Annotated in this window: 11 protein-coding genes; 9 read left to right on the top strand and 2 right to left on the bottom strand. The window is 70.0% G+C overall.

The window, feature by feature from the left end; all coding sequences use genetic code 11:
* The first annotated feature begins 32 nt into the window (after nucleotides 1-32).
* From ACH4YL_RS13905 to ACH4YL_RS13940, 8 genes are read left to right on the top strand one after another with little or no spacing between them, the layout of a single operon-like run.
* Nucleotides 33-1,640 carry an ABC transporter substrate-binding protein gene (locus ACH4YL_RS13905; RefSeq protein ID WP_398507522.1) on the top strand — a complete coding sequence of 536 codons (1,608 nt, stop codon included), beginning with the start codon at nucleotides 33-35 and terminating at the stop codon, nucleotides 1,638-1,640.
* A gap of 50 nt (nucleotides 1,641-1,690) precedes the next feature.
* Nucleotides 1,691-3,187 (top strand): M14 family zinc carboxypeptidase, encoded by a 1,497-nt coding sequence (locus ACH4YL_RS13910; RefSeq protein WP_398507523.1) that lies wholly within the window; start codon nucleotides 1,691-1,693, stop codon nucleotides 3,185-3,187.
* On the top strand, nucleotides 3,184-4,110 hold the full coding sequence (locus tag ACH4YL_RS13915) for an ABC transporter permease (RefSeq protein ID WP_398507524.1): 927 nt from the start codon (nucleotides 3,184-3,186) through the stop codon (nucleotides 4,108-4,110). Before ACH4YL_RS13910 ends, ACH4YL_RS13915 begins: the two co-directional genes overlap by 4 nt.
* On the top strand, nucleotides 4,103-5,014 hold the full coding sequence (locus ACH4YL_RS13920; protein WP_398507525.1) for an ABC transporter permease: 912 nt from the start codon (nucleotides 4,103-4,105) through the stop codon (nucleotides 5,012-5,014). Before ACH4YL_RS13915 ends, ACH4YL_RS13920 begins: the two co-directional genes overlap by 8 nt.
* A gap of 2 nt (nucleotides 5,015-5,016) precedes the next feature.
* A complete protein-coding gene (locus ACH4YL_RS13925; RefSeq protein ID WP_398507526.1) occupies nucleotides 5,017-6,054 on the top strand; it encodes an ABC transporter ATP-binding protein in 1,038 nt (345 codons plus the stop codon).
* Nucleotides 6,044-7,051: an ABC transporter ATP-binding protein gene (locus ACH4YL_RS13930; RefSeq protein WP_398507527.1), complete on the top strand. Its 1,008-nt coding sequence runs from the start codon at nucleotides 6,044-6,046 to the stop codon at nucleotides 7,049-7,051. The genes ACH4YL_RS13925 and ACH4YL_RS13930 overlap by 11 nt, the downstream gene beginning before the upstream one ends.
* A gap of 27 nt (nucleotides 7,052-7,078) precedes the next feature.
* Nucleotides 7,079-7,714, top strand: a complete 636-nt coding sequence (locus tag ACH4YL_RS13935; protein ID WP_398507528.1) for an FMN-binding negative transcriptional regulator — start codon at nucleotides 7,079-7,081, stop codon at nucleotides 7,712-7,714.
* Complete coding sequence (locus ACH4YL_RS13940; protein ID WP_398507529.1) at nucleotides 7,711-9,222, top strand: amidohydrolase; 1,512 nt, start codon at nucleotides 7,711-7,713, stop codon at nucleotides 9,220-9,222. Before ACH4YL_RS13935 ends, ACH4YL_RS13940 begins: the two co-directional genes overlap by 4 nt.
* A gap of 71 nt (nucleotides 9,223-9,293) precedes the next feature.
* Here the strand turns inward: ACH4YL_RS13940 and ACH4YL_RS13945 are convergent, their stop codons facing one another.
* The gene (locus tag ACH4YL_RS13945) at nucleotides 9,294-10,604 is read right to left on the bottom strand and encodes a lysine N(6)-hydroxylase/L-ornithine N(5)-oxygenase family protein (protein WP_398507530.1); all 1,311 of its coding nucleotides are present in this window, start codon (nucleotides 10,602-10,604) and stop codon (nucleotides 9,294-9,296) included.
* Nucleotides 10,605-10,679: 75 nt separating this feature from the next.
* On the opposite strand from ACH4YL_RS13945, the gene ACH4YL_RS13950 reads away from it, so the two are divergent.
* Nucleotides 10,680-11,621, top strand: a complete 942-nt coding sequence (locus tag ACH4YL_RS13950; protein ID WP_398507531.1) for a methionyl-tRNA formyltransferase — start codon at nucleotides 10,680-10,682, stop codon at nucleotides 11,619-11,621.
* A 43-nt stretch (nucleotides 11,622-11,664) separates the two neighbouring features.
* On the opposite strand, the gene ACH4YL_RS13955 is transcribed toward ACH4YL_RS13950, so the two are convergent.
* Entirely contained in the window at nucleotides 11,665-12,537 is an 873-nt protein-coding gene (locus ACH4YL_RS13955) for an ABC transporter ATP-binding protein (protein WP_398507532.1), read from the bottom strand.

A 12,537-nucleotide genomic window follows, 5' to 3' on the forward strand; every position in this document is an offset into this window, starting at 1 on the left:
ATACCCGTGCGCTCTGCCCGAGTGAGGGACTCATGACGCGTAGATCATCCACCTGGAAAACCGTCTCCGTAGGGATCTCGCTCGTCCTCGCGCTGTCCGCCTGCGCGGGCGGCGGCGAGGACGGCAGCACCGGCAAGGACAAGAAGTCGGGCGGCGGCGGTTTCTCCTTCGCCGTCGGCGAACCCGACCATCTCACCCCCGGACGCAGCCAGGTCGCCATGGACCAGATGCACGCCATGTTCGCGCCCCTGGTGCGCATCGACGACAAGGGCGAACTCTCCTACGTCCAGGCCCAGTCGGTCACCTCCTCCGACTCCGTGCACTGGACCGTCAAGCTCCGCGCCGGCTGGACGTTCCACAACGGCGAGCCGGTGACCGCCCAGTCGTACGCGGACGCCTGGAATCACGCGGCGTACGCCCCCAACGCCTGGGCCAACAACGGCCAGCTCGCGGGAATCGCGGGCTACGAAGCCCTCAACCCGGCCAAGGGCAAGCCGAAGACCAAGACCCTCTCGGGTGTACGGGTCGTCGACGGCACCACCCTGGAGGTGACGCTCTCCACTCCCGACAGCCAGTTCCCCGTCCAGCTGACCGCCGACCAGGGCGCCTTCTACCCCATGCCCAAGGCCGCCTTCAAAGACCTCAAGGCGTACGACAAGAACCCGATCGGCAACGGCCCCTTCCGGATGAACTCCGCCTGGGAGACGGGCAAGGGCGCAACCGTCACGGCCTACCAGGGCTACAAGGGCACCAAGCCGGCCGCGTCCGAGATCACGTTCAAGGCATACAAGGACATGCAGACCGCGTACACCGACGCGCTCGCCGGGAACACCGACATCGTCGCCGTCCCGGCCAGCAAACTCGGCAACGCCAAGGCCGACTTCGGGAAGCGGCTGCACACATACGACGCTCCCGCACTGGAGTTCCTGGGCCTCCCCCTGTACGACAAGCGCTACCAAGACGTCCGGCTGCGCAAGGCGCTGTCCCGGGCCATCGACAGGACGGCCGTCAACAAGGCCATGTACGGCGGCCTTTACTCCCCCGCCACCTCCTTCACCCCGGCCTCCGAGGTCGGCGCGCCCACCGGGATCTGCGACGACTGCGTGTACGACCCCGCAGCCGCCAAACGGCTGCTGGCCGAGGCGGGCGGCTGGTCGGGGCCGATGGAGCTGTGGTACCCGGGCGGCCTCGGACTCGACGAGCTGTACAAGGCGGTCGCCAACCAGCTTCGGCAGAACCTGGGCATCGAGGGCGCCAAGCCCCGCCCGACCGCCGACTGGGCCGAGTACTCCGACGCCCTCTACGGCAAGAAGGTCACAGGACCGCACTTCGGCCACTGGGGCGCTCTGTACCCCAGCATGCAGAACACGCTGCGCGCCATCTTCACCGAGAAGGGCGGCTGCTACGTCTGCAGCTACTACAGCCATCCCGAGGTCGACGCACTGCTGCTGAAGGCGGACAGCGAACCGGACCAGAGCGCGTCGCAGGAGCTGTACGTCGACGCCCAGAAGCGAATCCTGGCGGACTTCCCCGTCATCCCGCTCTTCTACGGCGCCTACGTGTACGCCACCAGCGACCGCGTGTCCGGCGTGAAGATCAGCCAGTCCAACGTCGAGCTGGACCGCGTCACCGTCCGCTGACCGTCCGCCGATCCCGGTCACCCGCACCCCTGCCCCAGGAGAGCCTCGCCATGGCCACGTCCACCACCGCACCCACCGCCACCGCCCGTCCGGGCTCCCCGTGGGTCAGTCGCGCCACGGAGGTCCCGGACACGGACGCCTACCCGGGAGTCGACGAACTCCTCGGCGCCTTCCGCACGCTGGCCGCCACCCACCCAGATCTGGTGGCGGAGCGCAGGATCGGCACCTCCCGGCTCGGCGAGCCCCTGTACTGCTTCAGCGTCGGCGATCCCGGCGCGGGCGGCAGGGGCGAACGCGACGGTCACGGGCGGAACTTCGTGGTCGTCGGCGGGGTCCACCCGAACGAACCGGTGGGCGCGGTGACCGCACTGCACCTCGCCACCGCCCTGTGCCAGGACGGCGCCCTGCGCGAGACGTTCGGCGCCGTCTGGCACATCGTCCCTTGCATCGACCCCGACGGGGCCCGTCTCAACGAGGGCTGGTTCGCCACGCCCTTCGACAAGCGGGCCTACGGACGCCACTTCTACCGCCCGGCCTTCGACCAACAGGTCGAGTGGACCTTCCCGTTCGCCTACAAGGACGTCTGGTTCGACCGGGTCATGCCGGAGACGCTCGCCCTGATGCGGCTGCTCGACGACGTCCGCCCGCAGTTCCTCACCACACTGCACAACGGCGAGCTGGGCGGCGTCTACTACTACCTCAACCGCCCGATGCCAGAGCTGTACGGCACCCTTCACGCCATTCCCGCCTCGCTCGGCATTCCGCTGGACACCGGCGAGCCGGAAGCCCCGCACATCCCGCGGTACGCGCCGGCCGTGTACGGCTGCATCGACATGGCGGACGCCTACGAGTACCTCGACGGCCTCGGTGTCGATCCGGCCGCCGAGATCGCCGGCACCTCCAGTGCCGCCTACGCCGAGCGGCACGGCACCCTGTACCTCGTCACCGAAGTGCCGCACTGGACGCACCCCGACGCCGACGACGAGGCGCTCACCTCCGAGACCTATGCGGAGGTGGTGCGGCGCAGGGGCCACAGGCTCCGGGAGACCGGTGACGTGCTCAGCCGCATCCTCGAGACGGCCGGCCCGCGGCTGACCATCCCCTCACCGTTCCTGCGCGCCGCGCGTGCCTTCATACCGTCGCTCGTCAACGGGGCGGACGCGGAGGAGGCACGCGCCGAGACCCTCACCGACGGACGCCGGGCGACCGTGGCCGAGCGGTACGGCTGTGACGCCTCGGTGGACAGCTTCCGGATCCGGTTCGGCGGCATCCTGCTGCGCGCGCTGGAGGCGGAGATCGGCGCGGGCGTCGCGGCACCGGAGGTACGCCGCTGCCACCGCGAACTGTTGGCCGTCCGCGAGCGGTGGGAGGCCCAGGCCGAGGCCACCGCGGGTCGCCCCATCCCCATCAGCACGCTGGCCGGGATCCAGTACGCCGCCATCCTCGCGACGGCAGCCACCACGATCGAGAGCGAAGGGGCGCCGGCCGCGGACCGTACGAGCCCGGCACCGGCCGCAGACAATGCCGGCGGACAGGAGCCCCAATGACCCGCTACCTGACCCAGCGCCTCTCCGAGGTCCTGCTCGTCTTCCTCGGCGTCACTCTTCTCGTCTACGCGATGGTGTACGCCCTCCCCGGCGATCCGATCGTCGCCCTGGCGGGCGAGCGCCCGCTGCCGCCGAGCGTGGCCGCCGCGCTGCGCGAGCAGCACCACCTCGACGATCCGTTCCTCGTCCAGTACGGCCACTACCTGGCCTCGCTCGTCCAGGGCGATCTGGGCACCGACCTGACGGGACGGCCGGTCGCCGAGCAGATGGCCGACCGCTGGCCGGTCACCCTGACCCTGGCGCTGACCGCCTGGGCGATCGAAATCGTCGTCGGCATCGGCCTCGGCGTCGTCGCGGCCCTGCGCCGAGGCACCTGGACCGACCACGCCGTTCTCGCGTTCACCATCGCCGCAGTCTCCGTCCCCGTGTTCGTACTCGGCTACACGGCGCAGATCGTCTTCGGTGTGAAGCTGAAGCTCTTCCCCGTCGCCGGGGACGCCTTCGGCTGGCCGTCGAGCTATCTGCTGCCCGCCATGGTTATCGCGGCGTTCGGCCTGGCCTCCGTCTCCCGGCTGGTCCGGGCCGGAGTCATCGAGAACCTGCGTGCGGACTACGTCCGGACCGCGACCGCCAAGGGGCTGTCCCAGCGCCGCGTCGTCATCGTCCATGTCCTGCGCAACTCCCTGATTCCCGCCGTCACCTACCTCGCCGTCGACCTCGGCTATCTGCTCGGCGGCACCGTCATCGTAGAGGGCATCTTCAACCTGCCCGGCATGGCACTGCTGCTCTTCGAAGCGATCAAGGGACATGAGGGACCCACCGTGGTGGGCGTTTCCACCGCACTGATCCTGGTCTTCCTCGCCTCCAGCGTGCTGGTCGACCTCCTGAACGGACTGATGGACCCGAGGATCCGCCATGACTGAATCACTGGCCCCCGCGCCGTCCCGGACCGAAGCGGCATCCGAAGCCCGAACCGGGATGCGGGGCACCGAAATCCGTCAACTGCTTCTCCGCAGGCCCGCGTTCGCCCTCACCGGCGGCTGCATACTCCTCCTGCTGCTCCTGGCTGCCGCGCCCGGCCTGTTCGCCGGATGGTTCGGCAACGGCGACCCGCGCGTGTGCGACCTTCGGCGCAGCTCGCAGGGCCCCACCTCGGGGCATCCGTTCGGCTTCGACATCCAGGGCTGCGACCTGTACGCCAACGTCATCCACGGCGCCCGCGCCTCCCTCAGCGTCGGGCTCCTCACCACCGCCTGCTGCCTGGGTATCGCCCTGGTCCTCGGCATTCTGGCGGGGATGTCGGGACGCGTCGTCGACGGTGTGATCGCCAGGCTCACCGACGTGTTCCTCGGCTTCCCCTTCCTGCTGGGCGCGATAGTCGTCCTGAACTCCCTGCCCGAGCGGAACGTGCCGACGGTGGCGGCGGTGCTCGCGCTGTTCGGCTGGCCGGCGATGACCCGGGTCGTCCGCGGGGCCGTGCGCTCGGTGCGGGAGGCCGACTACGTGGTGATGGCGCGCGCGCTCGGGGCCGGCGAGTGGCGCATCGCCCAGCGGCACGTCCTGCCGAACATCCTCGCGCCGGCCCTGGTCCTGGCGACGATCACCGTGGGCGGAGTCGTGGTCGCCGAGGCGGCACTGACCTTCCTGGGCGTGGGACTTCAGTCCCCGTCGATCTCGTGGGGCCTGCAACTCGCGAGCGCGCAGAACGACTTCCAGGCACATCCGCACCTGCTGGTCTTCCCCGGACTCTTCCTGTCCTTCACGGTGTTCGCCCTGATCACCTTCGGCGACACCGTGCGCGACGTCCTCGACCCGAGAGGCCGCTGAACATGAGCACAGCACCTCGAACTCCGCCGGGCAGCGCGCCGGCAACCGCCCCAGCCCCCGTGCTCGACGTGCGGGACCTGACCGTCGATGTCGTGCACCGAGGCGCGGACCTGCGGGTCGTCGACGGCGTCGGCTACACCCTGCACGAGGGTGAGACGCTGGCGCTGATCGGAGAGTCCGGCTCCGGGAAGAGCATGTCCGCGATGGCCGCCATGGGGCTGTTGCCCGACCGGACCACGCGGGTGGGCGGGAGCGTTCGTCTGCGCGGCACGGACCTGCTCACCCTGCCTCCGGCGCGGCTGCGCGAGCAGCGCGGGCGGAACATCGCGATGATCTTCCAGGACGCTCTGTCCGCGCTGAACCCCACGCTGACCGTGGGCTTCCAGATCGCCGAGACGCTCCGCGTGCACGAGGGCCTCGGCCGCCGGGAGGCCCGGGAGCGCGCCATCGACCTGATGGCCCGGGTCCGGATCTCCGACCCGGCCCGCAGGTACCACGACCACCCTCACCGGTTCTCCGGCGGAATGCGGCAGCGCATCATGATCGCGTCGGCGGTGGCGCTGCGCCCCGATGTCCTCATCGCCGACGAGCCCACCACGGCCCTGGACGTCACCGTCCAGGCTCAGATCGTCGAACTCCTGGTGGGGCTGCAGCGGGAGACAGGCATGGCGCTGCTGCTGATCACCCATGACCTCGGGCTCGCGGCGGGCGTGGCCGACCGCGTCGCCATCATGTACGCGGGACGGATCGTCGAGGAGGCGCCCGTACTCGATCTGTACGACCGGCCGTTGCACCCCTACACACGAGGGCTGCTGGCGGCCGTGCCGCGCCTGGACCCCCGTGGCGGCCACGATCGCCTGGTACCCGTGGCGGGCAGCCCGCCCGCCCCCGGCGACCTGCCCTCAGGGTGCGCGTTCCACCCCAGATGTCCCTCGGCCGGGCCGTCCTGCCAGGAGCAGACACCCATGCTGCTTCCCGTTCTGCCGGGGCGCCGGACGGCGGCCTGCCATCACGTACCGGAGGTGTCCCGTGCCGGCTGAAGACGTTCCAGCGCTGGAGGTCCGGGGGCTGGTCAAGCACTATCCGGTACGCGGACCCGGGCGCTGCGGACCGGCCGTCAAGGCCCTCGACGGAGTCGACCTGACGCTGCGCCCGGGCACCACCCTCGGGCTGGTCGGGGAATCGGGCTGCGGCAAGTCCACGCTGGCCCGGCTGCTCATGGCCCTCGAACGGCCCACGTCGGGGTCGGTACTGGTGGAGGGCCGTGACCTGTTCTCGCTCCCCCGGGCGGAGCTGCGCCGGATGCGGCGCGACATCCAGCTGGTCATGCAGGACCCGTTCGGCTCGCTCGATCCCCGGATGACAGTCGGTCAGATCATCGCCGAGCCCTTCGAGATCCACCGCGACCTGGTGCCGAAGGCGAAGCGGGAGCACCGGGTGCGTGAGCTGCTGGACATGGTCGGTCTCGATCCGCGGTCCGTCCACCGGCACCCGCACGAGTTCTCCGGCGGACAGCGCCAGCGCATCGGCATCGCCCGTGCGCTCGCCCTGCGCCCTCGGGTCGTGATCTGCGACGAACCGGTGTCCGCGCTGGACGTCTCCATCCAGGCGCAGGTCGTCAATCTGCTCGCGGATCTCCAGCGGGAGTTCGGCCTCGCCTATGTGTTCATCGCGCACAACCTCGCGGTGGTGCGGCATGTCGCCGACGAGATCGCGGTGATGTATCTGGGGCGGATCGTCGAGCGCGGCAGCGCCGAGACCGTGTACGGACACCCGGCGCATCCGTATACCCGGGCCCTGCTCGCCGCCGCCCCCGTTCCCGATCCGCGCAGGCGCGGACACGAAGGCCTCCCTCTGCTGGACGGCGACCCGCCGAACCCCGCCGACCCGCCCGCGGGTTGCGCGTTCGCGGGCCGGTGCTGGAAGAGCGAGGCGGTGTGCTCCGAGACCCGGCCGGTGCTCGCAGCGGCGGGCGCGGGGCGGTCGGAGGGCGGAGCCGGGAGGCAGGAGGCGGCATGTCACTTCCCCGAGGCGTGAACCGACCGGAACGAGCGAGGCGGCTGCATGCTTGAGCAGAAGGTTTTCGAGATCGATGATCCGTGCCGGATACGCGAGTTGGCGCGCAAGCATCCCTGGGCGACTTTGGCGAGCCATACGGCGTCCCGCGGTCTGGTTGTCTCGCATCTGCCGGTCCTGGTGGACGGGGCGTGCGGCGACGACGGCCGGGAGGAGCTGACTCTGCTGGGCCATCTCGCCAGGACCGACGCAGAGCTCCATGAACTGGGTGCGCACGACGCGGTGCTGGTCCTCCAGGGTCCGCACGGCTATGTCTCGCCGAGCTGGTACGGCGCTTCGCCGCACGTCCCGACGTGGAACTTCGTCGTCGTCCATGTCCACGGCCGCCCCGAAGTGCTCGACGACGAGGACACCTTCGCGGTGCTGTCGGCAACCGTGGACCGCTTCGAGGACGAGCTGCCGGACCCGTGGCGGCTCAAGGAGGTCGACGCCTATGCACGCCGTATCGCCGTGGCGACCACCGGTTTCCGGTTGCGCGCCACACGGACCGTGGCGAAGGCGAAACTGAGCCAGAACGAGCCGGAGCAGGTAGCCCGCAGAGTCGTCCGGGCACTTGAGTCGGACCAGCCGTACGCGAACCGCCGACTGGCCGAGGCCATGCGGAACACCTGGAGCACCTCATGACCACCACGACGACGACCTTGCCCGCCGGCGAAGTCGACACGGAACCGCTGATCCTGAGCCGAGTGCGGCTCGGCGCGCGCGGGCCGCTGTGCTCGGTGCAGATCGAGTCCGGCCGGATCACCGCGGTGTCGACGACCGAGCCACCGCACCGGCCCGGCACGCGCACCGTCGACCTCGACGGGCGCACCGTCCTGCCCGGCCTGTGGGACGCGCATGTGCACGCGACCCAGTGGGCGAGCACCCGCAGACGCCTCGACCTGTCGGGCCTGGCGACCGCGCGCGCCGTTGCCGCGGCGGCGCAGGACGGCGCCCGGTCGCTGCCCCCGGGTGAGATTCTCGTCGGGTACGGCTTCCGGGACGGCCTGTGGCCAGACCGCCCGCACAAGGACCTGCTGGACGCGCTACTGCCCGGTCAGCCGGTCGTGCTGGTCAGCGCCGATCTGCACACCGCCTGGATCAGCTCGGCCGCACTCTCCCTGCTGGGCCGCGGTGACCATCCGACGGGGGTGCTGCGCGAGCGGGATGCCCTGGAGGCCACCGAGGCACTGCCCGCCGTACCTGTGGCAGTGACCGACCGGTGGGTGCGCGAAGCATGCGAGGCGGCGGCGGCCCGGGGCGTCACCGGATTCCTCGACTTCGAGTTCGCCGACAACGCGACCGACTGGACCCGGCGTACGTCCGAGGCGCCGACGCCTGTCCGGATCGCCGCGGCCGTCTACCCCGACTATCTGGAGACCGCGATCGAGCGTGGTCTGCGCACCGGCCAACTGCTCCCGGAGTCCCGCGGACTCGTGGAGGTCGGACCGCTGAAGCTGTTCACCGACGGCTCGCTCAACACCCGCACCGCGCTGTGCCACGAGCCGTATCCGGGCCTGGAAGGCGCCGACGCGCGCGGCATTGCCGCGATATCACCCGAGGAACTGGTCCGGTTGATGCGAAGGGCGGCGGCACACGGAATCGAGCCCGCGGTCCATGCGATCGGTGATCGGGCCAACGGCATCGCGCTCGACGCGTTCGAGGAGGTGCGCTGCCGCGGCAGGATCGAACACGCGCAACTGATCAACCACCGCGACCTGCCGCGCTACGCGGCCCTGGGCATCACGGTCGGGGTGCAGCCCGCGCATGCGACGGACGACCGGGACGTCGCCGACCGGCACTGGCCGGGACGGACCGGCCGGGCGTTCGCGTACGCCGATCTGCTGGCCTCAGGAGCACGCCTGGAGCTGGGCTCGGACGCGCCGGTCTCCCCTCTCGACCCGTGGGTGGGCATCGCGTCCGCGGTCAGCCGCACCGACGACGACCGGCCCGCCTGGCACCCGGAGCAGGAACTGCCCCTGCACGCCGCGCTCACGGCGGCCGCCCGCGGCCGGCGGCTGATCCGGGTCGGGGACACCGCGGACCTCGTGATCGTCGACACCGATCCGCTGACCGCGGACGCGCCGACGCTGCGCGAGATGCCGGTGCACGCCACGATGCTCGCGGGGCGCTGGACGTACCGGTCCGGTTGAACCGGCCGTATCGGACGAGCAGTTCGTGATCTTCCCGGGGGTGGGCCGGCGCCCACCCCCGGTCCCGGGCCTCAGCCCCGCCGTGCGACCAGCGACGCGCGGATCTCGCCGGCCCGGACCGCCGTGTTGGACAGCAGCGTCGACGTGATGCCGTGCGTGTGCTCCGTGCCGCCCTGCATGTAGACGTCGGAGACGACATTCGGCGTGGTGACGATCCGGTGGTCACGGCCGACCAGCAGCGCGTCCTCCTCGTCACGCAGGCAGAGTTTGCCGAGCTCGCCGAGGCGTTCGCCGAGGTCCTGCGGACGGTAGCCGGTCGCGTGGACCAGCAAGTCCGCGGTGAGCACGTTCCGTTCGCCGGTCGGCAGGAACTCCACCGTGACGTCCAGGCTGTCCGGCTTCGTCTCCACTTCGCGGATGCGGGAGACGTTCAGCATCCGCAGCCGCTGGCTGCCCGCCACCTTTTCCTGGTACATGGTCCGGGACAGGGCTTCGATCAACTCCATGTCGACCACGGAGTAGTTCGTGCCGCGGTGGTAGTCGAAGAGCTGCTGCTTCACCTCGCGTGGCGCGTTGAAGTAGATGTCGACGGCCTCCGGGTCGAAGATCCGGTTGGCGAACGGGCTGTCGTCGGCCGGTGTGTAGCCGTACTTGGAGAAGACCGAGATGACCTCGGCGTCCGGGAAGCTGCGGTGCAGGTAGTCGACCGTCTCCGCCGCGCTCTGGCCGGCGCCGAGCACGACGGCGCGGTGGACCGGTGATCCGTCGGCGACCAGCTCGGCGACCTTGGGGATCAGCTCGCTGTTGTGCCAGATGCGGTCGGACAGGACGGTGCCTGGCGGCAGATGGGGTTCCATCCCGGTGGCCACGCACAGGTTGCGGGTGCGGCGTACGGTCAGCCCGCCCGGCGCACGGGGGTCACGGCTGGCGACGTCGAACCAGCGCACCTCGCCGTCGACCGTCACCGGTTTCACCGAGACGACCTCGGCGGAGTACTCGACCAGATCCTCGACACGGGCGGCGGCCCACTCGAAGTAGTCGTGGAACTCGATGCGCAGCGGGAACAGCGTCTTCTGGTTGAGGAAGTCGACCAGCCTGTCCCGCTCCCGCAGGTAGCACAGGAAGCTGAAGTCGCTGGTCGGGTCGCGCATCGTGACAAGGTCCTTGAGGAAGGACACCTGCATCGTCGCGTCGTCGATCAGCATGCCGCGGTGCCAGCCGAAGCCTGGCTGCCTTTCAAGGAACCCGGCCACGATCCGGTCGTCCGCCGGAACTTGGTCGTTGTACTCGTGAATCGCTATCGCAAGAGCCAGATTTGACGGCCCGAAACCAATGCCGAGGACGTCGTAGATGGTGCCTGGATCACTGTGCAGTGCGTTCACCGCGTCATCGCCTCCCTAAGCAGCCACATGTTAGATAAGGTTAGGCTTACCTTGCAATGTCTGAGGAGGAGTCACATGCGGGTCGTCATGTTCGGCTACCAGACCTGGGGACATCGAACCCTCCAGGCTTTGCTGAACTCCGAGCACGAAGTGGTACTGGTCGTCACCCATCCCAAGAGCGACCATGTCTACGAGAAAATCTGGGACGACTCGGTGGCCGACCTCGCCGAGAAGCACGGTGTGCCGGTGCTGCTGCGCAACCGGCCCGGCGACGACGAACTGCTGCGCACCCTGCGCGAAGCGGCTCCCGACATCATCGTGGCGAACAACTGGCGGACCTGGCTGCCGCCGGAGATCTTCGATCTGCCGCCGCACGGCACGCTCAATGTGCACGACTCGCTGCTGCCCGCCTACGCCGGCTTCTCACCGCTGATCTGGGCGCTGATCAACGGCGAACAGGAAGTCGGCGTCACCGCGCACCGGATGGACAGCGAGCTCGACATGGGCGACATCGTGCTCCAGCGCTCCGTGCGGGTCGGTGCCACCGACACCGCCACCGACCTGTTCCACCGCACGGTGGATCTCATCGAGCCGATCGTGCGCGACGCCCTGGACATGATCGAGTCGGGCACGGCGGTCTGGGTCGAGCAGGACCGGTCCAAGGCAAGCTTCTTCCACAAGAGGGCCATCGAGGACAGCGCGATCGACTGGAACTGGCAGGCGGAGGACCTGGAACGGCTCGTCCGGGCCCAGTCCGACCCGTATCCCAACGCCTTCACCCACCACCGCGGGCAGCGCATACGCATCGTGTCCGCGGCCGTCTCCGAGGGCCGCTACGGCGGTACACCGGGCCGGATCTTCATCCGCGAAGGCGACGGCGTGGTCATCGTCGCCGGCGCGGACGCGCGCTCCGGCGAGCGGCACGGTCTGCTGGTCAAGCGGGTGCGGACCGAGGACGGTACGGAGCACGCCGCCACGGACTACTTCCGTACGATGGGCGGCTATCTGACGCGGTGAAAGCCGCCCCCGGGCCTCGCCTCGACGAGGAGGCCCGGGGCCGTCAGCCCGCCGTTCCGGTGACCGCCACCGCGTCCTCGGGTGAGCTGTCGGAGTCATCGGTGTCGTGATGGCGGCCCATCGGGATGATCATCGGCGTCCCGCTCACCGGGTCGGCGACGACCTGACAGCGCAGGCCGAAGACCTCCTCCACCGCCTGCGCCGTGATCACATCGGCGGGCGCGCCTTCGGCGACGATGCGGCCCGACTTCATCGCGATGACGTGATCGGCGTACCGGCAGGCCTGGTTGAGGTCGTGCAGCACCATCACGACCGTACGGTTCTGGTGCCGGTTGAGGTCGGTGATCAGATCCAGTACGTCGATCTGGTGGGCCAGATCGAGATAGGTCGTCGGCTCGTCGAGCAGCAGCACCGGTGTGCCCTGCGCGACCGCCATCGCGATCCAGGCGCGCTGCCGCTGGCCGCCGGAGAGTTCGTCGACGGGCCGGTCCGCGAGATCGGTCATCGCGGTGGCGCGCAGCGCGTCGTGCACGGCCTCCTCATCAGTCTTGGACCACTGCCGCCACCAGGTCTGGTGCGGCGAACGGCCGCGGCCGACCAGGTCGATGACGGTCAGTCCCTCGGGCGCGACCGGCGACTGCGGCAGGATGCCGAGCCGCTGCGCCAGCTCCCGCGTCGGGATGGAGTGCAGCGCGCGGCCGTCGAGTTGTACGGATCCGGCGCGCGGCACCAGCAGCCGGGAAAGCGCCCGCAGCAGGGTGGACTTGCCGCAGGCGTTGGCGCCGACGATCGCGGTGATACGGCCCGGCGGGACGGCCACGTCGAGGCCGTCGACGACGATGCGGTTGTCGTAGGCGAGCCGCAGACCTTCCGCGCGCAACTCCGGTCCGGCGGGGTTCGAGGGGTTCGATGACAC

Origin of the sequence: Streptomyces sp. NPDC020681, assembly GCF_044334895.1 — a bacterium.
Classification (GTDB): Bacteria; Actinomycetota; Actinomycetes; order Streptomycetales; family Streptomycetaceae; genus Streptomyces.